This window comes from Halobacillus rhizosphaerae, from assembly GCF_046719735.1.
GTDB classification, from domain to species: Bacteria; Bacillota; Bacilli; order Bacillales; family Halobacillaceae; genus Halobacillus_B; species Halobacillus_B rhizosphaerae.
Genome location: NZ_JAUTWQ010000006.1, coordinates 33,112 through 51,933, shown reverse-complemented (window position 1 = coordinate 51,933; position 18,822 = coordinate 33,112). Strand labels below are relative to the sequence as shown.

The following is an 18,822-nucleotide window of genomic DNA, read 5'->3' as shown; positions in this document are numbered from 1 at the left end:
GAATCAGTCTTTGGAATGCATAGCACGCATAGGAGCAGTGGTTGTAGGACGAATTGGATCTAAGCAGGAAATCGCACAGAAACAATCAAGATCGACAGTGATACAAATACCAGTAGCATAGAAGTCTACGACATTATTAAGGAAGTCACAAACATCTCTGTTGCTGTCACATTGTCTAGTGCAGCTTGCTGCTGAACCGTGTACTGGCTGTAATAGTTCCAATTGTACACAGTTGTCACTGTCCTCTACGAATTTACATGCTCTGAATACAGGTGATTCTACGCAATGGTAGCGGCTTGTGCCGTTTGTGACTCTCTCAACTCCACTGCCAAAGAATGGTTTGCACCCGCAATACAAAATAAATGGGATGGTAGTGGCATTGTTTCCATTTCCAGAAGAAGGGGAAAGCAGCTCAGCAATAGAGCGGTCACAACCAGTAGAACAACAATCGCGGCCTGCGACTTCGTCCTGTGCATCAACGATAGCTCTGACTACATCTTTGACACAGTTCGAGCCTTTTGAAGAATGGCAACTCATAATTTAATTCTCTCCTTTTTAATTGGTCTTACGTAACTATTCTATGTGGAGTGGAAAAAAGCGCTTGTATAATAGTCTATTTTTAATAGGAAGTTCATTATATGAATCACAATTTTTTAAAAAAACTAGTACATCTGCCAAAGCAAAGGAGAGCGGATGCCATATAATAAACTATATCTTCTCATAGATATATTTTCACTTCCTTTTAAATACTTCCCTTTTAAAAACGCTAGCAGAGCAACTAGCGTTTTTAAGGTTTCATAAAAAAATCTCCACTTGCCAGTAAAGGGAAGTGGAGATTTTTTTTATTCTGTTTTAGATATGGCCTGGGCCAAGGATGAGGTGATGGTGATTTTCCCAAAGTTTATGCCGAGTTGAACAGCTGTTTGGGCAATTTCCGGACGAATCCCGGAAAGAGAAGTAGTCACTCCGATGAGCCTTAATCCATCAAGTAACGAAAATATTTGATGAGCGACCATCGTATCGATCATATAGACTCCGGACAAGTCAATAAAAAGGTGAGCCACTGACTTATCCATGCATTGCTGCAGTGTATTCTCTAAAATAGCACTTGCCCTAATGGTGTCGATTTCCCCTACTAAAGGCAGAAGGGCACGTCCGCGTGTTAAATCTATAATAGGAGAGCTTAAATCATTGATCATCTGTTGCTGCTCCTCAAATTGGCTGTCTACATATTTAGATTTCTCTTCCGTGAATCGAAGCAACGCAATGTCAAAGATCTCTACTAACACATTTTTCCAAAGATCGATCTGCTTTTGAGTCACTTCTCGAGGATTAGATTCTGCATATTCTTCAATGAAATCAAGATACTGTTTTCTTACTCTCATAAACTCTCTTAAAATATAATGAGTTGGAGTTTCCAAATGTTCTTTGTCAGTAGCAATTCCTATGACCCACTCATCGAATCCTTTAAGAAAAACAGATTTTTCCTCAATGAAAATTTTGCAAAGCTGTTTATGAAATTCTAAGTTCTGGGTTTTTAATTTACAAATTATTTCTGGATCAGTAGAGGAATAGACTCCTGCAGGATCACTCTTATCTAAGGACTCATACCATTCTTCGGTCAAACGTTCAGCTTTTTGTAATAGAAATTTATGTAAATCTTTATCCCTCTGCATGAAATGACCTCCTACGTATCCTTTACTTCATTATCTATTATTATATATGGATAGTAAGACAATTACTAACTTTTTCGGCAAGTAAAATTTTTTATTTTTAAGAGTATATTGCAGGAAGAAATTAGAGAAGGATATTATTGGGCATGGGAAGGCACTGGCTTTATATTATTTCCAATAGAATGATTCCTTATATTGGATAGGATTTTTAACTTTACTCCAAAATAGATGAGTGTTAAAGTTCTTCATTGTGCAAAAATAGGTCAAAAGGAGTTCTGTATGAATAATAAACAAACCGGGCATATTGATTGGCCTGTATTCGGAATTAGCGGAGGAGCATTGATTTTATTCGTTATTCTGGCAATTTTTAATATTAATTTAGTAGAGGATTTTGTTAATCAAAGTTTTGCCTGGTCAGCAAAATATTTTGGTGCGTTTTGGCAAGTGATCATGTTAGCTACCTTCTTAGTAGGTTTGTGGCTGGCATTTTCGAAGTATGGAAAAATTAAAATGGGGGGTATGGAAAAACCGGAAATAAGTCTTTACAAATGGTTATCCATAATCATGGCGACCCTGTTAGCCGGCGGTGGAGTATTTTGGGCAGCTGCTGAACCGATGTATCATTTCTTATCTGTACCTCCTCATCAATCAGGAATAAAGGGAGGAACAACAGCAGCGGTAGACCCTGCATTGGCACAGAGCTTTATGCATTGGGGGTTCCTGGCTTGGGCTATTCTGGGCACGATTAGTGCGGTTGTCATGATGTACGGGCACTATCATAAAGGAATGCCGATGAAGCCTAGAACTCTGCTGTACCCCATCTTTGGGGAAAGACTGCGAAACAGCTGGTTTGGTACAGTTATTGATGCCTTTTCTGTTATAGCTGTGGCGGCAGGAACCATTGGCCCTATAGGGTTTTTAGGTTTGCAAGCGAGCTACGGTCTTCAGGAAATCTTCGGGGTTCCTAATCAATTTAGTACCCAGTTTACCATTATCTTTGCAGTCGTTTTAATTTCTACGATTTCAGCAGTCACAGGACTTTACAAGGGAATTCAGTATTTAAGTAACTTTAATGTGCGATTAGCGATTGCTTTAATGATTTTCATCGTAATTTTTGGTCCTGGTGAATTTATTATGAATCATTTCTTATCTGCTTTTGGTACTTATGTTGATCAATTTATTCCTATGAGTACGTACCGTGGGGATAAGGATTGGCTGTCGAGCTGGACGGTTTTCTTCTGGGGATGGTTTATTGGATATGGTCCAATGATGGCGATCCTGGTAAGCCGTATTTCAAGGGGACGTACGATTCGTGAAATTATTGTGGCGGTTTCCATTTTTGCTCCAGTGATCTCGACTTTCTGGTTTACAATATTAGGTGGTTCAGGGATATTCTTTGAGCTTCAAAATCCTGGATCTGTTTCTGATGCCTTAAACTCAGCTGGGAATCCTGCCGCCATGTTTGCGATCACAGAGCAGTTTCCATTAGCTAGTATTATTTCACCGTTGTTCCTTGTTTTAACGATCCTCTTTGTAGTAACAACTAGTGATTCTATGTCCTATACAATTGCAATGGCAGTTACAGGGGAAGGAAACCCTAAAGTCTGGCTTCGAGTCTTCTGGTCGGTTCTTATGGGAGCGATCGCGATTATTCTTCTAATCACAGGGGATAGCGGGATTACTCAGCTTCAAAACTTTATTGTGGTAACAGCGGTCCCTGTATCCATTATTCTTCTACCGACCATTTGGCTTGCTCCTCGTGTTGCCAAACGAATGGCGATAGAGCAAAACTTAAATAAATAACAAAAGACTCACTGGTGCGATGATATGTCGCACCAGTTTTTTGGATGATCTTCAACGATCTATATGGAAAAGCAGGAAATCTCTTATGCTTAAGGGAAGAAGTAGTAATAAGGGAGGAGATCGCAGTGAAACATAATGAAAATTTATTAGCACAATTAGCAGCCTGCTATGATCAAAATAGTTGGTTTGTTTGCTTTAATGAGGCAGTAGTCGATTTAAACGAGCAGGAAGCTCATTGGAAGGCGAGTGAATCTGATCACTCAGTAGAGCAGCTGGTTACTCACCTGCTCTTTTATAATGAACGGTTTCTGCAGCGTTTCTCAGGAAAGAAAGTAGAAGAATTATCAGATCATTACCCTACGTTTGAACCAAGGCCGAACACCAGCTGGATACAGCTTAAAGAAGCTTATCGCGAAATTATGGAGCAGTGGAGGATTGTGATCAGGGAATCCAACGAAGACGAACTGGCAACTTGGTCAGAAACCTTATCTGACCTATTTCTGCACAATGCTTATCATATTGGCCAGATCGTAATGATCAGAAAACGCCAAGACAGCTGGAGCGAATCCCCGAAAGTAAATGGATAAAAGCAGGGAATCTGCCAGCTCAGAGGCCGATCATGCATAATATAGCCGGTAGAGAATATCATTAATCTGTGGAGGTTAAAATCGACAAAAAAACAAGTTGATATATGACCAAAAAGGAGTATGATAAGATCACATACCGAAAAGAGTGGTAAGGTCAATAAGGAGGAATGAACATGGCTTGGGTTCATTTGATGCTTTCAGCTCGTTATATTTTCATTGCATTTTTCTCTCTGACTGCTTTAAGTTTAATCTCCTTTCAATCCTTTGCAATGTTTCAGGCGTTTCTCGATTTTTTTGATTTCTTTCACCGCAGATAAGTTTACACTTATGAGTACCCATTGGGTTTATCCCGGTGGTTTTTTTGTTTTTTTTGGTAAAACTAGGTGTGTAAGCATGAAACTGGAAGGGTAATTATTAACAATAATTACAGCTGGAAGGGTTTGTGATTCCATGCCTTATTTCGTTAAAGGGATTTTATTTTACTTGTTTACCTTATTCCTTCTTCGTGTGGGAGGAAAAAGAACGATTTCTAATTTAACACCTGGGGAAGTAGTGGTGATGATTGCTCTTGGCAGTTTAATGGTCCACCCCTTGAAGAGCAGTAATGTGTGGGTAACGATGTATGGGGGGAGCATACTTATTGCAGGAATCCTCATCGTATCCTTTGCTGAACTTCGTATTCCTTTCTTAAAGAAGGTAATAGAGGGAGAGCCGGTTGTTGTCATAGATGAAGGAAAGATACTTCATAAAAATCTAGGAAAAGTGAAAATGACCCAAGACGAGCTTTTTATGCAGTTAAGACTTCACAAGATTTCTTATATTGAAGAAGTTAAAACAGCTACATTTGAGGTTAGCGGCAATCTGGGTTTAGAACTTTATCATAATCCTACTAACGAGCTTTATGAATTAAAGGAAGAGGTTCGAAGGTTGTCGTTGCTTATGGAAAACTCTGTTGATGATCGAGAAGAGGAAAATACAAATTCTTCCCCACCAGTCTCAATATTTGACCAGTTGAAAAAGTGATTGAAGGCAGTTCTTGCATGTTTGGACGCAACCACATAAAAAGGAAATACAGTCCATGATTTTGAATTCGGTAGAGGAATAAATTTATTATCAAAAAGCCGAACCAGTGGATTCCAATGGTTCGGCTTTTTGCAGTTATCGATATAACGAGTGCTCGCTTGGCCTTCTTTAGAGGAGTGGCACCGTACAGTCATATTAGAGCTCAAACTTAGGCTTTAGCTTGAGTGACGGGCAGATATTTCGTGAAGTAGGCTCCGGTAAGCAGGAGCAATACAGTCAGCGTCCAGCTGACTACTCCTATGAAATTCAGCCAGTAAGCGATCATGTTTACAATGGCAATCAAGTAAAAACAAAGAGAGGGAACGAAAGTCTTGATTCCATTTACGCTTTCTTTTTTCCTTCTCTTTAAAGTGAAGAGCACAGAAAATATCATGGCAATGATGAGCAGTATGGATAGAAATACAGTAGACATATGATAAAGCTCCTTATTGAGACAAATTATAGTAAGAATGATCATTATGGTACTTTAACCCTGGTTCTTCTAACCTGCGTTTAATAGTGAAAGATTAATCTTATCTTATCATATTGTTTAGCAGTTTTGTTGGATAATAAAGGGAATTAAAAGGTGAATTATCATTCATTTATGTTGAATATTCAGAAAAATCGGTATAAAATGGAAGTGGCATACTGACCGGTTGGTATGTGATGAAAGAAGGGAGGTTTAATCAACATGAATTTTGATTACTCCGAAAAAGTAAAAAGCTTTCAGGAGAAAGTCACAAGTTTTATGGATGAACATGTCTATCCTAATGAATCGCTTTATGAAGCGCAGTTAAATGAGCAGGATTCCAGGTGGTCCGGTATTCCCCCAATCATGGATGAATTAAAATCTCGTGCTAAAGAGCAAGGACTTTGGAATTTGTTCTTGCCTGATCATACATATGGAGCCGGATTAACAAATTTAGAATATGCTCCTCTCTGTGAACTTATGGGACGGTCCCTCATTGGGCCAGAAGTTTTTAACTGCAGTGCACCAGATACGGGGAATATGGAAGTGCTTGCTCGTTACGGAAGTGATGAACAAAAGAAGGAATGGTTACGCCCCTTGCTGAATGGAGAAATTCGATCTTGCTTCTCGATGACGGAGCCTGAGGTCGCTTCCTCAGATGCAACAAATATTCAATCGCAAATTCAGCGGGATGGAAATGAATACGTCATTAATGGTCGGAAATGGTGGTCTTCGGGGGCAGGAGATCCAAGATGCAGGCTGGCTATTTTTATGGGAAAGACCAACCCCGATGCCCCAAGGCATGAGCAGCAGTCCATGATTTTGGTGCCCCTTGATACAGAAGGGGTAACGGTTAATCGAATGCTTCCGGTATTTGGATATGATCATGCCCCTCATGGCCATGGGGAGATCGATTTTAAGAATGTTAGAGTTCCAGATTCGCAGATTATCTGGGGCGAAGGGAAGGGTTTTGCGATTGCTCAAGGGCGACTAGGACCTGGCCGCATCCATCATTGCATGCGGCTGATAGGAGCAGCAGAACGTGCACTTGAAGAATTATGTAAGCGTGTACAATCACGGGAAGCTTTTCATAAGCCTTTAGCGGATCAAGGAGTAATACGAGAGTGGATTGCTGATTCGAGAATTGAATTGGAGCAGGCAAGACTACTTACACTTAAAGCAGCCTATAAGATGGATACGGTGGGGAACAAACAAGCGAAGACAGAGATTGCTATGATTAAGGTCGTGGCACCTAATATGGCATTGAAAGTCCTGGATCGTGCCATCCAAGCTCATGGTGCTGCCGGAGTCAGTAATGATTTCACTTTGGCAGCACAGTGGGCAAACGCGAGAACCCTGAGACTTGCCGATGGTCCGGATGAAGTACACAGGCGCCAAGTAGCTAAACTCGAATTATCCAAATATAAGGAGTGATCCAATGCATGTAAAGCAGCTATTTGATTTGACGGGAAAAACGGCAATCGTCACGGGCGGGGGCCGTGGTCTGGGCGAACAAATTGCCGAAGGGCTGGCTGAAGCAGGAGCTAACATTGTGCTCTGTTCTCGAAAAGCAGATGCTTGTGAGAATGTGTGCCGGCGGCTGGAGAAGGAAACAGGAGTGAAGACGTTAGCCCTGCCCTGCGATATTACGGACCCAGAAGCAATTGACCATCTCATCAATAAAACGGTAGAAAAGTTTAAAACCATTGATATTCTTGTTAACAACAGCGGAGCAACATGGGGGGCTCCCGCTTTGGAAATGCCTCTAGAAGCTTTTCAAAAGGTGATGAATGTAAATGTAACCGGTACTTTTCTTGTTTCTCAAAAAGCAGGCGAGGTGATGGTAAAACAGCAGTTTGGAAAAATTATTAACATCGCTTCAGTAGCAGGACTTGGCGGGGCTGATCCGCGATTTATGGATACTGTCGGTTATAACGCTAGCAAAGGGGCAGTGATTACGTTTACTAAAGATTTGGCGGTGAAGTGGGGAGAGCACAATATTCAAGTGAATGCGATAGCTCCCGGATTTTTCCCGACAAAAATGTCGAAGGTTCTGCTTGAGGAAGGCGGGGATTTTATCCTGGACCGAACTCCGCTAAAAAGATTCGGTTCAGAAGAGGACCTTAAAGGAGCAGCGTTATTTCTTGCGTCCGCTGCAGCGAATTATGTGACAGGGGACGTTCTGGTAGTGGATGGCGGTATGCACGCCTCCTGCTGATCACTTCATCATATGAGATCTTGTAAGGGCGGTTGGCTATGAAAGATAGAGTGTTAGATACAAGTATTGAGTTATTTGGCAAAAAAGGATTTAGAGAAACATCGATCCAGGACATCGTGGATGCTGTTGGAGTTACGAAAGGCACGTTTTATTATTATTTCAAAAATAAAGAAGATGTGCTTGTACAAATTCATCAAGCGTTTATTGAGCATCTGCTCGCTCAGCAGTCCAAGATTCTGGAAGATGAGACAACATCAAATAAACAGAAAATGTACGCCATTGTCGAAATGCTTATTCTTAATATCCGGACTGAGTCGGATAGTGCGATGGTGTTTTTCCGGGAAATGCGTCACTTGAGCGAGGAGAAAACAAAAGATATTCTGCCCAAAAGAACGGAATTCCAAGTACAATTACAAAGGCTGATTGAACGGGGGATCGAAGCTTTAGAATTTCGGGCTGATTTACGTTCCGACATGCTTTCTCTCGCCATACTGGGGGTCGCCAACTGGAGTTATTTTTGGTATGAGCCTGATGGGGAAGTCTCGGAAAAGGAACTGACGAAGATTTATATGGCGATGATTTTTGAAGGAATAGAGGAGGATACGAAATGACTGTGAACAATCTTGCTGTAGTTGGAGCCGGGTCAATGGGACACCAAATTGCTATGCTGAGTGCTCTGGGAGGATATACGACGACCTTGCAGGATGTGAGTCAGGAATCGCTGGATGAAGCAAGAGTTAAATTATCCAGCATTATGGACAAGTGGGTGAGAAAGGAGAAGATCCCAGCTGCTAAACGAGACCAAGCTTTCGAAAACCTCACCTTTACTACGGACCTGACAGAAGCGGCCGGTGTAGCAGATTTCGTCATTGAAGCTGTGGTGGAAAAACTTGCTGTGAAGCGTGAAGTATTTGCGAAACTGGATGAAATTGCGCCTAAGCATGCGGTGTTAGTTACGAATTCAAGTACGATAGTTAGTTCACTGATCGCAGATGCTACATCCCGGCCAGAGAAGATTTGTAATATGCACTTCTTCTTCCCTCCGCTTGTGATGGATTGTGTTGAAGTCGTAAAGGGAGAGCATACATCTGAGGAAACCGCCCAGCTGACAATGGAGGTAAGTGAAACGATGAACCGTACGGCTGTCCTGCTTCAAAAAGAAATTTCTGGATTTGTAGCGAATCGTATATTATTTGCGATCCAAAAAGAAGCAATGAGTCTTTATGAGGGCGGATATGCGGACTTTGAAGATATCGATAAAATCACAAGAAAAGCTCTCAACCATCCAATCGGCCCTTTTGAACTCATGGATTTATCAGGCATTGACGTTGGTTATTATGTGATGCAGCAACAGTATGAAGAAACCGGAGACCCGAAAGATAAACCCTCCAAAACTCTGTCAGACAAGATGAAAGCAGGGGATCTGGGAAGAAAAACAGGAAAAGGGTTTTATTCCTACAATTCGAAAGTTAATCATTAGGAGGCAGACTTATGCATGAACATAAAGTAAAGGTAAGATTTTGCGAGACGGACTTGCTTGGCCATGTGAACAACAATAATTTTTTCGTGTACATGGAAGATTCCAGGATTGCTTTTTTTGATGATTTGAATTTGGTTGGAAACGAATGGAATTTCATCTTAGCTTCTACTAAATGTGATTTTATTAAGCAGGTTTACTTTAACCAGACATTACTTATCCAGAGTCATGTTGTAAAAATTGGAAACTCAAGCTTTCATTTTGAACAGGATTTGTATGAACAAGAATCAGGTGATTTAGTCGCTAAAGGAATGTCCGTTATTGTGCAGTTTGATTTTAATACTCAAGTGAGTACGCCATTAACCGATGATATGAAACAGGAGTTAGCATCTCATCAATTAGCAGCACAATAGGAGGGAGGAGATGATGAAAACGAATGATACACAAAGTGTAAGAAAGGGAGAGGAACAAGATATCCCTCGGATCGAAGCCTTTCTTGAAGAAAATATTCCTGATCTTCCTAATGGAAAACTTGAAGTCCGGCAGTTTGGAGCAGGGCATTCCAACTTGACCTATGAATTAAGAGTAAAGGATTGGGTAGCGGTATTACGCCGTCCTCCTCTTGGGCGAGTAGCACCTAAAGCTCATGATATGGAAAGAGAGTTCCGTATTTTGAAAGCGCTTCATCCGATTTTCTCACTTGCCCCTGAGCCATATGTGTTTGACTCAGGGGATTGTCTGGGATCGCCGTTCTTTATTATGGAGCGCAGGAATGGACGTGTGTATGATGATGTGGTTCCTGATGACCTTCGCGGTATTGACCGCTTAGGAGAGAAACTTTCCGAAGAAATGGTAGATCGGCTGGTGGAACTTCATTCGGTCGATTATAAGAAAACAGATTTAGTAAATATGGTAAAGCCAGAAGGTTTCATGGAGAGACAGGTTCATGGATGGATTAAGCGCTTTGAAAAGGCTGGCACAGAGGACGTCGTCTCTGGCAAACGGTTGAAGCAATGGCTGGCTGATCATATTCCAAATTCTCGGGAATCAGCAGTAATTCATTATGATTATAAATTTAATAATGCCATGTTTGACACCCAAGATCCTGTAAAGATGACGGGTTTATTTGATTGGGAAATGACGACGGTGGGAGATCCTTTAGCCGACCTTGGAGCGGCCATGAGCTATTGGATTGAACCGGATGACCCGTACCTGCTGAGAACGGGATTGGGAAAACCGCCGATCACGGTGGAGGAAGGCTTCTATACGAGAGATCAATTCCTGGCCGCATACGCTGAAAAAAGCGGCAGGGATCTAGCAGAGATTTCAGTATATCTCACCTTTGCCTATTTCAAGCTGGCGGGCATAGTTCAGCAGATTTATTATCGGTATAAACAGGGACAAACCAATGATGAAAGATTTGCTCATATGAATGTATTTGTTAACCAGCTAATTGAACATGCCGAACACACGGCAGGTCTGACGTAATGGGAAAGGTTCAAGTGATATTTAAGAAAGAGGAGATTAAGCCTGGTGAAATGGCGGGAAAGACGGCTGTAGTATTCGATGTCCTCTTTGCTACAACAACGATCACTGCAGCATTGGCTGATGGGGCAGTTTCGGTGATCCCCGTGCTCACCGGAGCTCAGGCAAGGGAGAAAGCGAAAACCTTTAAAGAGCCGTATGTGCTGGCAGGAGAAGACCAGGGCAAGACTTTAGAAGGCTTTCACCATCCCCTACGTACATTTTTACAGCCAGTTGTGAAGAATAAGCACCTGATTCTCTCCACTACGAATGGTACGGTTGCCTTACAGCGGTCGAGCCAAGCGGATCATTTATATGCTGCTTCCTTACTTAATAATCAGGCGGTGGCCAGGAGGCTTTATGAGGAACATCGTCACGACACGATCCTGCTAATCTGCTCAGGAACGAGCGGGGACTTTACAATGGAAGATTTCTTTGGCGCAGGCAGTCTAATGAACGAGTTATTGAAACTAGGGAAATGGGATATGTCTGATGCAGCACGAACTGCCTTACTTTTCTACCGAGGAATTCATCAGACAAGTGTAGAACTGCTGCGTTCTACTCGAATTGGCCAGTTACTGATTGAGCTGGGGATGGACCCAGTCGAAATCAACTTTGCATCTCAAGAAGGTATATTTGACACGATACCTAAGTATGACCCTGAGGAAGGGCAGTTAAAGGAGGATTAACATGCATCCTGTACACCATAAAGTGCAAGGCGGAGATTACTTGTTAGAGGAGATCAGCTGTGAAGCTGTTTTTACTCCGGAGGACCGGACGGACGAGCATAGAATGATATCCAACACAGCTCGACAATTTATTTCCCGGGAAATCCATCCATACCGGAAGCAGATTGAAGCTGGAGATTTCGCTTTTGTAGCTGAAAAAATGAAACAGGCTGGAGAGCTAGGGCTGTTAGGACATAGTATTCCCGAAGCTTATGGCGGATTAGGTCTGGATAAAATAAGCAAAGGGATCGTGGGAGAAGCTCTGGGGAATGCGAGTGGTTACAGCGTGGCCCATTCCAATCACACGTGTATTGCCACTCTTCCAATTACCTACTTTGGTACGAAAGATCAAAAGCAAAAATACTTACCGAAACTTGCCAGTGGAGAATATATTGGCGCGTATTGTCTGACTGAGCCTGACGCAGGTTCTGATGCTTTATCTGCCAAAACCACAGCCGTACTTAATGAGAAAGGAACTCATTATTTATTAAATGGAACAAAAATTTATATTACAAATGCTGCTTTTTCGGACACTTTTATCGTCTATGCCAAGGTGGACGGCGAGAAGTTTACTGCTTTCATTGTGGAAAGAGGATTTAAAGGATTATCCATTGGACCTGAAGAAGATAAGATGGGGATAAAAGGTTCGTCTACTTGCTCTGTTATTTTGGAGGATTGTGAAGTACCTGCAGAAAACAAACTGGGGGAAGTGGGCAAAGGTCATCTAATCGCTCTCAATGTGCTGAATCTTGGACGATTTAACCTTGGTTTTGCTACTACAGGAGCAGCAAAGCATGGTTTCCAATTGGCTCTTAAGCATACAACAGAGCGTCGTCAATTTGGACGATCGATTGCTGATTTTAATGCTACGAAAGAAAAACTGGCTCATATGGCTGCCCGCATATATTCGACGGAATCCTTGTTGTATCGCACTGCGGGTCACATCGAGTCGGTTCTTGGCAGCTATGGTGATTCTCAAGACCATCCAGCCATAGCAAAAGCCATGAACGAGCATAACTTAGAGTCTGCGATTTGCAAAATCACCGGCTCTGAAACGCTGGATGCAATAGTAGATGAAACCCTGCAGCTGCATGGCGGAGCTGGTTTTATTAAAGATTATCCAATAGAACAAGCCTATCGTGATTCCAGAATCAACCGTATTTTCGAAGGGACCAACGAAATAAATCGATTGCTTATCCCGAGAGCATTTTTCAAAAAAATAGCAGGGAAGGAAAGGGATACTCAGGCGATTATGGAAAAAGCGGAACATTCGTTAAAAAACAGTGCTTTTATGAAATCAGAAGGTCCGCTTGAGAAATTGAAAGAAGCCGTAGCATTATTTAAAGACTTTTTCTTAGTATCAGCAGGAACAGCTTACCGTAAATATGGAGACCAGCTGCATGAGGAACAAGAGACCTTAATGAGACTAGCTGATCTGGCCATTCATATTTATCAAAGTGAGTCTGCGGTTTTGCGGACTTTGAAGGCTATACATCAGTCGGATGAGGAAGCAGAGCTGAAAACTCAGCTCGCTTATACGGTTGTAGAAAACTCGGCAGTAGAGGTACAGAAAAATGTGAGTTTCTTATTTTCCAGCCTTTTAAACGGAGAGGAAAGAACCACTTCTCTTCGTCAGGCGGCCGCTCTGCTTAGCCGTTATCATTGGGAGGATACGATTACCCGTAACCGAGCCATAGCGGATGCGATGATTGAACAAACACACTATATTTCTTAACTAGGAGAGATGAATGATGAGTTCATTAGGAAATAATCATTTATTAGTTCATGTGAATGGTCCTGTTATGTCCTGTGTATTGAATCGTCCGGAAAGTTTAAATGCCTTTTCAGACGAAATGATCCTAGGATTGCAGGCTGCATTGGAGGAAGCGAAGCAGAATCACGAAATAAAAGTAGTGCTTCTGTCGGGAGCAGGCCGATCATTTTCTGCGGGTGGCGATGTCAAGAGTATGGGCAAAGCTGCTCCGCATGATATTTATGAGCACGTAGGAGAGTTAAATAAAGCTATTCTCATGATAAAAGACTTGCCCAAACCAGTCATTGCCGTAGTTCATGGCTATGCGGCAGGTGCAGGGTTTAATTTAGCGCTTGCCTGTGATCAGATCCTTGCTGGAGAAGAGAGCCAATTTGTCTTGAGTTTTGCGCATGTCGGGCTGGTTGCAGATGGAGGAGGATCTTATTTTCTCACGAAGCTTCTTGGGCCATACCGAACTAAGGAATTGTTGTTTAAAGCAGAACCAATCCCTGTTGAAACCGCTCTTGGATGGGGGATTGTAAATAGAGTTCTTCCACTGGATAAGATAGAGGAAGAATCTATGAACTATGCGGTCCATCTGGCAAATGGACCAGGGAAGGCACTGGGAATGATGAAAAGGTTAGTAGATCAAGCTGAACATTCTGATTTGGCATCAATCCTCGAACAGGAGCGTCTGACTCAGACGATGATGGTGACGACTGAAGATCATCAAGAAGGAGTGCAGGCTTTCAAGGATAAGCGAAAGCCGGGATTCACAGGCAAGTAAATTGCCAAAAGAGCTTTAAAAAAAGACTTTTAGCCAGTATTAAATCCGAACGATGATGAAATGCTACGAACATTATTCCTTCATCGTTCGGATTTTTTTGTCTTCAAGAGGTAAGGTTTCCGGTCGTTTTCACTGTAATTCCAGAGCGGTCATTCAGGGAAAACGATTGAAATTCCTTTGATTGTTCGTCTGTAGATGAGGGGCGTGTCCTGGATCTAACGATGCTGATCATACACTATACCCTTCATTTCTTTCGTTCGTGATGAACATATGGCCAGGGGCATGAGTAATCATTAAGTCAGGTTTCCTATCCTTAGCTATGGCTTGAGGGGTAACGCCGCAAGCCCAGAATACCGGAACCTCATCTTCTTTAATCGTAACAGGATCTCCAAAATCAGGCTCGTCCAGTTGAGAAATACCAATCGATTTGGGATCTCCTATGTGAATGGGAGCGCCATGTACGGAAGGAAATCGACTAGTAACTTGTACAGCTCTTATCACATCTTTTTTCTTTATGGGTCTCATGCTTACGACCATGGAACCCTGAAATTCACCAGCTGGCTGACAGCGGATAGACGTGTTGTACATAGGAACATTTTTTCTTTCTTCAATATGGCGGATAGGGATTCGGTTTTTCACAAGAGCCTCCTCAAAGGTAAAGCTGCAGCCAATAAGAAAAGCAATTAGGCTCTCAGACCACAGATCCGAAATGGAGGAACATTTTTGTATTAGCTCTCCTTTTTTATATACATAGTATTCTGGCAAGTCTGTTCTCAGATCAGCTTCAGGGGCAAATATTTCAGGAATTGGAGAGCCAATATTCGTCACTTCAAGAAGAGGACAAGGTTTCGGGTTGCGCTGACAAAATAATAGAAAGTCATAAGCTAATGCCTTAGGTAATACGACAAGGTTGGCTTGAATATAACCATTAGACATTCCAGAGGTTGGCTTGTTCCATTGATCTTGTCTAATGAGAGAACGTGCCTGAGCGGGAGTCAGCATTGATACGTCCATAACGGTTGACCTCCTATTCGAATAGTTGTGGAATTCCAGTGACTAACGAAACTCCGCCAATGTATGCCATGGCGATAACAATTAATCCCCCGAAAATGGTCAGCCAGAGAGGATGTTTATAAGAACCAACAATTTTCGTTTTGTGAGCGGCAAACAACATCACTCCTAAAGCGATCGGCAGAATAAGTCCATTTAATGAGCCGACGAGGATAAGAACTTTTACAGGCTTACCAATGGAAACGAACACTAACGTTGAAAGCGCGATAAATCCTACGATGTACCATTTATGATATTTCTCGATCTTATGGCTGAACGTGCGAATGAAGGAGACTGACGTATAAGCAGCTCCTACAACGGAAGTAACCGCAGCTGCCCACATAATAATCCCAAATATCTTATATCCGAATGTTCCGGCAGCCGATTGAAAGACGGAAGCTGCAGGATTGGCGGAATCTAAGCTTACACCAGAAGCAACCACTCCAAGGGAAGCTAAAAATAAGAAAATACGCATGATGGAAGCAATGGAGATTGCGGACACGGAACTTTTAGTTACATGAGAGAGTGAATCTTTACCTTTCACCCCTGAATCTAATAATCTATGACCTCCGGCGAAGGTAATATAACCGCCTACTGTTCCACCTACCAGAGTGATAATCGCTAGAAAGTTTATGGTATCTGGTACAAAGGTTTTCGTAATCGCTTCTCCCACGGGTGGTTGAGCGGAAAACATTACAAACACCGTTAATATGATCATAATTACACCTGCGGCCTGAGTGAAACGGTCCATAGCTTTGCCGGCTTCCCTAACTAGAAATATGGCTACCGCTACAATTCCGCTGAGAAAAGCCCCCAGTTCCGGAGAAACACCAAAAAGTACATTTGTCCCGAGCCCTGCTCCTGCAATATTTCCTATATTAAAAGCAAGACCGCCTGCAACAACTAAAAGAGACAGGAAGTAACCTAACCCAGGAAGTAAATGGTTGGCAATATCCTGGGCAGGGCGCTCGGCAATCGCGATAATTCTCCAAATATTTAATTGAGCGCCAATATCGATAATTATAGAAATCAAGATAACAAATCCAAAGTCAGCGGCTAATTGATCGGTGAAGTGGGTGGTTTGTGTCAGAAATCCTGGACCGATCGCAGAGGTTGCCATTAAGAAGGCAGCTCCTAATATTAAACTCCGGGTCGATTGTTTTTTCATAGTAATCTCCCTTCTGACTGCTTAACTGAGAATTTTACGGATGTTGGTGATGGCAATATCTGAGTTCTTCAGGGCATCAGTGATAAATTCTGCAAATTCCAATGCGTGCTCGCCGTCCCCGTGAATGCAAATGGTTTGAGCTTTAATATCTATATCTTCTTTCTGTAAGGTCATCACTTTGTTCTCTTTAACCATGCGAATCACTTGCTCGACTGCTTTCTCCTGATTGGTGATTAAGGCATCAGGTTCTTTTCGGGAGGTTAGTGAACCATCACTTTGATAGGTGCGATCTGAGAAAACTTCGCTTGCCGTCTTGAGTCCCGTATTCTTTCCTGCTTTAACTAGTTCACTGCCTGCTAAGCCAAAGAGTATCAGTTCAGGGTTTACTTTGTATACGGCTTCAGCAATCGCTTCTGCTAAGTTTGGTTGTTTAGCTGCCATGTTAAATAATGCTCCGTGAGGTTTAACATGCTGGAGAACACCGCCTTCTGCCTGTACAAAAGCTTGTAGAGCTCCAATTTGATAAACGACCATGTCATAAGCTTCCTGGCCGGTCACATCTATGGCCCGGCGCCCAAACCCTGTTAGATCAGGAAAACCGGGATGAGCACCTATCCCCGTGTTTGTATCGAGCGCCTGCTGCACTGTTTTCCGCATGACTGCTGGATCACCTGCATGAAATCCACAGGCAATATTAGCAGAAGTCACATACTTAAGGATTTCTTCATCCTGGCCAATTTTATAAGTGCCAAAACTTTCTCCCATATCACAATTAATATCTACTAAATCCACATAGATCATCCTATCTGTATTTAAGTTTAATTCCTTGAGCTAGCTGTTGAATCATATGTTCTCTTTCAATAAATAGCTTCTGAGCCTCTTCATGAGTAATAAGTTCAAAAGCTGCTTCCTCTCCAGGCTTTAACTGGGCCACCTTCGATAGATCCACAGAAGCCACCTGTGCTATTCTTGGGTAGCCTCCCGTGGTCTGCCGGTCGGCAAGTAGAATAATAGGATTGCCTTCAGCTGGAACTTGAATCGTACCAAATGCCACAGCTTCTGATATCATTTCTTCTTGATGCTTTAGTTCTAAGGATGCTCCTTTCAGCCGGTATCCCATCCGGTCTGATTGAGTATCTACTTTAAATGAAGAATGGATGAAGGCTTGCTTGCTATCCTCGGTAAATGAATCATATTCTCTTCCCATCACGACACGGATTTTTTCATCAGGTGAGTGGCTGGGAACAAGTTCTGAAGCAGCATACCAATCCATAGCTTGAAACGAATTCGCACCAGCATATTCTTTAAGTTCACTAAGCAGTTCTAAGGACTCCGCAGATGGAGCTTGAATATTCAGCTGATCGCCTTTTTCTAGACTTCGTCCTTGATAGCCGCCGATCCCTGCTCGTAAATAAGTAGAAGAGCTATTCATAACGAGTGGAACATCATAGCCCCCTGCGATGGCGAGATAAGCTCGGCACCCCTCCTGCATACTGCCAAATCTCAGTTCGCTTCCTTTTTTAATGAAAATGGGTCTCCAGTTCCCAACCGGTTCACCATTAATCATGGGGGAGAGATGACCGCCGCAAATCGAGATAAGCGCATCCTGGTGAAATTCCAGTACGGGCCCCATAAGGGTGACTTCAAGTGTTGGCATCTGCATGGAATTGCCAACGAGCAGATTAGCAATACGATGTGCTTCCGGATCCATGACTCCACTTGTAATTACTCCGTGTTTTTGAAAGCCATAGCGCCCTAAATCTTGAACCGTGGTTAGGAGGCCGGCTTTCTTGACGTGAATCATAATTGTTCCTCCTCAAGCTTGTTGAATTCAGCTTTGGAAATAGCCTTAAACTTAATGCGGTCCCCCGCTAATAATAGCGAAGGAGGATCCTGCTGTGGCTTAAATAACTGATAAGGTGTGCGTCCAATTAACTGCCATCCGCCCGGTGTTTCAATTGGATAAACTCCGGTCTGGCTACCGGCAATTCCCACAGATCCAGCTGGGATGGACGAACGGGGGTCTTTTCTTCTAGGGGTGGCAATCGCCTCATCCATTCCTCCTAAATAAGGGAAGCCAGGTGCAAAGCCAATCATATAAACTAAATAGTCTCCGGAAGTATGCAGGTTAATCACTTCTTCCGGCTGCAATTGACTTCTTTCCGCCACCACTTCTAAATCAGGGCCAAATTCATCGCCATAGCAAACGGGGATTTCAATCGTCCGTGCTTGCGACTGTTCCCTGGGAGGTGCTGAATGAGCAATATCCAGCACCTGTTGATAAACCCAGTTATAGGGCAGGATAGTGCTGTCAGGCAAGTAGTTGTCATGAATTTTTAATGGGTCATAAAAAATTGTAACTGTGGTGAAGGCAGGGATATATTCAATCATCCAATCTGGATGTATACTGTCTAGGTGAGAAATGAACTGCTGCACGTGATTATGAGTGGTGAGATTAATAGATGTTCCTAGTTCTGCAACAATTGCTTGATCACCTAACGGATAGAGTTCGATCTCCATTGG

21 protein-coding genes are annotated in these 18,822 nt (G+C 42.6%); 13 read left to right on the top strand and 8 right to left on the bottom strand.

All coding sequences use genetic code 11. The annotated features are described in order from the left end of the window. Nucleotides 1-3: 3 nt before the first annotated feature. Together Q7A53_RS08035 and Q7A53_RS08030 are read right to left on the bottom strand one after the other, a co-directional pair. Complete coding sequence (locus tag Q7A53_RS08035) at nt 4-537, bottom strand: CotY/CotZ family spore coat protein (protein ID WP_411788629.1); 534 nt, start codon at nt 535-537, stop codon at nt 4-6. A 305-nt stretch (nt 538-842) separates the two neighbouring features. After that, on the bottom strand, nt 843-1,676 hold the full coding sequence (locus Q7A53_RS08030) for an STAS domain-containing protein (RefSeq protein ID WP_411788628.1): 834 nt from the start codon (nt 1,674-1,676) through the stop codon (nt 843-845). A 276-nt stretch (nt 1,677-1,952) separates the two neighbouring features. On the opposite strand from Q7A53_RS08030, the gene Q7A53_RS08025 reads away from it, so the two are divergent. From Q7A53_RS08025 to Q7A53_RS08010, 4 genes are all read left to right on the top strand, one after another. Then, nucleotides 1,953-3,476 carry a BCCT family transporter gene (locus Q7A53_RS08025; protein ID WP_411788627.1) on the top strand — a complete coding sequence of 508 codons (1,524 nt, stop codon included), beginning with the start codon at nt 1,953-1,955 and terminating at the stop codon, nt 3,474-3,476. Nucleotides 3,477-3,601: 125 nt separating this feature from the next. Further along, on the top strand, nt 3,602-4,063 hold the full coding sequence (locus Q7A53_RS08020; RefSeq protein WP_411788626.1) for a DinB family protein: 462 nt from the start codon (nt 3,602-3,604) through the stop codon (nt 4,061-4,063). A gap of 173 nt (nt 4,064-4,236) precedes the next feature. Continuing rightward, nucleotides 4,237-4,380, top strand: coding sequence for a hypothetical protein (locus tag Q7A53_RS08015; RefSeq protein ID WP_411788625.1), 144 nt, complete (start codon nt 4,237-4,239; stop codon nt 4,378-4,380). A 133-nt stretch (nt 4,381-4,513) separates the two neighbouring features. Then, nucleotides 4,514-5,086 carry a DUF421 domain-containing protein gene (locus Q7A53_RS08010; protein WP_411788624.1) on the top strand — a complete coding sequence of 191 codons (573 nt, stop codon included), beginning with the start codon at nt 4,514-4,516 and terminating at the stop codon, nt 5,084-5,086. Between the two features lie 208 nt (nt 5,087-5,294). Here the strand turns inward: Q7A53_RS08010 and Q7A53_RS08005 are convergent, their stop codons facing one another. Next, nucleotides 5,295-5,558: an LPXTG cell wall anchor domain-containing protein gene (locus tag Q7A53_RS08005; protein WP_411788623.1), complete on the bottom strand. Its 264-nt coding sequence runs from the start codon at nt 5,556-5,558 to the stop codon at nt 5,295-5,297. A 258-nt stretch (nt 5,559-5,816) separates the two neighbouring features. On the opposite strand from Q7A53_RS08005, the gene Q7A53_RS08000 reads away from it, so the two are divergent. The 9 genes from Q7A53_RS08000 to Q7A53_RS07960 are packed head-to-tail and all read left to right on the top strand — an operon-like array spanning nt 5,817 to nt 14,081. After that, nucleotides 5,817-7,028, top strand: coding sequence for an acyl-CoA dehydrogenase (locus Q7A53_RS08000; protein ID WP_411788622.1), 1,212 nt, complete (start codon nt 5,817-5,819; stop codon nt 7,026-7,028). A gap of 4 nt (nt 7,029-7,032) precedes the next feature. Then, a complete protein-coding gene (locus Q7A53_RS07995; protein WP_411788621.1) occupies nt 7,033-7,812 on the top strand; it encodes an SDR family oxidoreductase in 780 nt (259 codons plus the stop codon). A gap of 38 nt (nt 7,813-7,850) precedes the next feature. After that, nucleotides 7,851-8,423 carry a TetR/AcrR family transcriptional regulator gene (locus Q7A53_RS07990; RefSeq protein ID WP_411788620.1) on the top strand — a complete coding sequence of 191 codons (573 nt, stop codon included), beginning with the start codon at nt 7,851-7,853 and terminating at the stop codon, nt 8,421-8,423. Next, complete coding sequence (locus Q7A53_RS07985; RefSeq protein WP_411788619.1) at nt 8,420-9,292, top strand: 3-hydroxyacyl-CoA dehydrogenase family protein; 873 nt, start codon at nt 8,420-8,422, stop codon at nt 9,290-9,292. The genes Q7A53_RS07990 and Q7A53_RS07985 overlap by 4 nt, the downstream gene beginning before the upstream one ends. Nucleotides 9,293-9,303: 11 nt before the next feature. Beyond that, nucleotides 9,304-9,702 (top strand): acyl-CoA thioesterase, encoded by a 399-nt coding sequence (locus tag Q7A53_RS07980; protein ID WP_411788618.1) that lies wholly within the window; start codon nt 9,304-9,306, stop codon nt 9,700-9,702. 10 nt (nt 9,703-9,712) lie between these two features. Then, nucleotides 9,713-10,777 carry a phosphotransferase family protein gene (locus tag Q7A53_RS07975; RefSeq protein WP_411788617.1) on the top strand — a complete coding sequence of 355 codons (1,065 nt, stop codon included), beginning with the start codon at nt 9,713-9,715 and terminating at the stop codon, nt 10,775-10,777. Continuing rightward, nucleotides 10,777-11,502, top strand: coding sequence for a 2-phosphosulfolactate phosphatase (locus Q7A53_RS07970; RefSeq protein ID WP_411788616.1), 726 nt, complete (start codon nt 10,777-10,779; stop codon nt 11,500-11,502). The genes Q7A53_RS07975 and Q7A53_RS07970 overlap by 1 nt, the downstream gene beginning before the upstream one ends. A gap of 1 nt (nt 11,503) precedes the next feature. Further along, a complete protein-coding gene (locus tag Q7A53_RS07965) occupies nt 11,504-13,276 on the top strand; it encodes an acyl-CoA dehydrogenase family protein (RefSeq protein WP_411788615.1) in 1,773 nt (590 codons plus the stop codon). Between the two features lie 16 nt (nt 13,277-13,292). Continuing rightward, entirely contained in the window at nt 13,293-14,081 is a 789-nt protein-coding gene (locus tag Q7A53_RS07960) for an enoyl-CoA hydratase/isomerase family protein (RefSeq protein ID WP_411788941.1), read from the top strand. Between the two features lie 228 nt (nt 14,082-14,309). Here the strand turns inward: Q7A53_RS07960 and Q7A53_RS07955 are convergent, their stop codons facing one another. The 5 genes from Q7A53_RS07955 to pxpB are packed head-to-tail and all read right to left on the bottom strand — an operon-like array spanning nt 14,310 to nt 18,819. Next, a complete protein-coding gene (locus Q7A53_RS07955; protein WP_411788614.1) occupies nt 14,310-15,095 on the bottom strand; it encodes a putative hydro-lyase in 786 nt (261 codons plus the stop codon). A 13-nt stretch (nt 15,096-15,108) separates the two neighbouring features. Beyond that, on the bottom strand, nt 15,109-16,299 hold the full coding sequence (locus Q7A53_RS07950; protein WP_411788613.1) for an NRAMP family divalent metal transporter: 1,191 nt from the start codon (nt 16,297-16,299) through the stop codon (nt 15,109-15,111). Between the two features lie 21 nt (nt 16,300-16,320). After that, nucleotides 16,321-17,091 (bottom strand): LamB/YcsF family protein, encoded by a 771-nt coding sequence (locus tag Q7A53_RS07945; protein WP_411788612.1) that lies wholly within the window; start codon nt 17,089-17,091, stop codon nt 16,321-16,323. Between the two features lie 10 nt (nt 17,092-17,101). Beyond that, a complete protein-coding gene (locus Q7A53_RS07940; RefSeq protein WP_411788611.1) occupies nt 17,102-18,103 on the bottom strand; it encodes a 5-oxoprolinase subunit C family protein in 1,002 nt (333 codons plus the stop codon). Next, on the bottom strand, nt 18,100-18,819 hold the full coding sequence (pxpB, locus tag Q7A53_RS07935) for a 5-oxoprolinase subunit PxpB (RefSeq protein WP_411788610.1): 720 nt from the start codon (nt 18,817-18,819) through the stop codon (nt 18,100-18,102). Before pxpB ends, Q7A53_RS07940 begins: the two co-directional genes overlap by 4 nt. Nucleotides 18,820-18,822: the final 3 nt, after the last annotated feature.

What these genes read in the sequence shown, in the direction of transcription:
- Q7A53_RS07980 (WP_411788618.1), top strand. Translation starts at nt 9,304, where the DNA reads ATGCATGAACATAAAGTAAAGGTAAGATTTTGCGAGACGGACTTGCTT.
- Q7A53_RS08015 (WP_411788625.1), top strand. Translation starts at nt 4,237, where the DNA reads ATGGCTTGGGTTCATTTGATGCTTTCAGCTCGTTATATTTTCATTGCA.
- Q7A53_RS07995 (WP_411788621.1), top strand. Translation starts at nt 7,033, where the DNA reads ATGCATGTAAAGCAGCTATTTGATTTGACGGGAAAAACGGCAATCGTC.
- Q7A53_RS07965 (WP_411788615.1), top strand. Translation starts at nt 11,504, where the DNA reads ATGCATCCTGTACACCATAAAGTGCAAGGCGGAGATTACTTGTTAGAG.
- Q7A53_RS07985 (WP_411788619.1), top strand. Translation starts at nt 8,420, where the DNA reads ATGACTGTGAACAATCTTGCTGTAGTTGGAGCCGGGTCAATGGGACAC.
- Q7A53_RS08000 (WP_411788622.1), top strand. Translation starts at nt 5,817, where the DNA reads ATGAATTTTGATTACTCCGAAAAAGTAAAAAGCTTTCAGGAGAAAGTC.
- Q7A53_RS07940 (WP_411788611.1), bottom strand. Translation starts at nt 18,103, where the DNA reads ATGATTCACGTCAAGAAAGCCGGCCTCCTAACCACGGTTCAAGATTTA.
- Q7A53_RS08010 (WP_411788624.1), top strand. Translation starts at nt 4,514, where the DNA reads ATGCCTTATTTCGTTAAAGGGATTTTATTTTACTTGTTTACCTTATTC.
- Q7A53_RS07960 (WP_411788941.1), top strand. Translation starts at nt 13,293, where the DNA reads ATGAGTTCATTAGGAAATAATCATTTATTAGTTCATGTGAATGGTCCT.
- Q7A53_RS08035 (WP_411788629.1), bottom strand. Translation starts at nt 537, where the DNA reads ATGAGTTGCCATTCTTCAAAAGGCTCGAACTGTGTCAAAGATGTAGTC.
- Q7A53_RS07990 (WP_411788620.1), top strand. Translation starts at nt 7,851, where the DNA reads ATGAAAGATAGAGTGTTAGATACAAGTATTGAGTTATTTGGCAAAAAA.
- Q7A53_RS07975 (WP_411788617.1), top strand. Translation starts at nt 9,713, where the DNA reads ATGATGAAAACGAATGATACACAAAGTGTAAGAAAGGGAGAGGAACAA.
- Q7A53_RS07950 (WP_411788613.1), bottom strand. Translation starts at nt 16,299, where the DNA reads ATGAAAAAACAATCGACCCGGAGTTTAATATTAGGAGCTGCCTTCTTA.
- Q7A53_RS08030 (WP_411788628.1), bottom strand. Translation starts at nt 1,676, where the DNA reads ATGCAGAGGGATAAAGATTTACATAAATTTCTATTACAAAAAGCTGAA.
- Q7A53_RS07955 (WP_411788614.1), bottom strand. Translation starts at nt 15,095, where the DNA reads ATGGACGTATCAATGCTGACTCCCGCTCAGGCACGTTCTCTCATTAGA.
- Q7A53_RS08005 (WP_411788623.1), bottom strand. Translation starts at nt 5,558, where the DNA reads ATGTCTACTGTATTTCTATCCATACTGCTCATCATTGCCATGATATTT.
- pxpB (WP_411788610.1), bottom strand. Translation starts at nt 18,819, where the DNA reads ATGGAGATCGAACTCTATCCGTTAGGTGATCAAGCAATTGTTGCAGAA.
- Q7A53_RS07970 (WP_411788616.1), top strand. Translation starts at nt 10,777, where the DNA reads ATGGGAAAGGTTCAAGTGATATTTAAGAAAGAGGAGATTAAGCCTGGT.
- Q7A53_RS08025 (WP_411788627.1), top strand. Translation starts at nt 1,953, where the DNA reads ATGAATAATAAACAAACCGGGCATATTGATTGGCCTGTATTCGGAATT.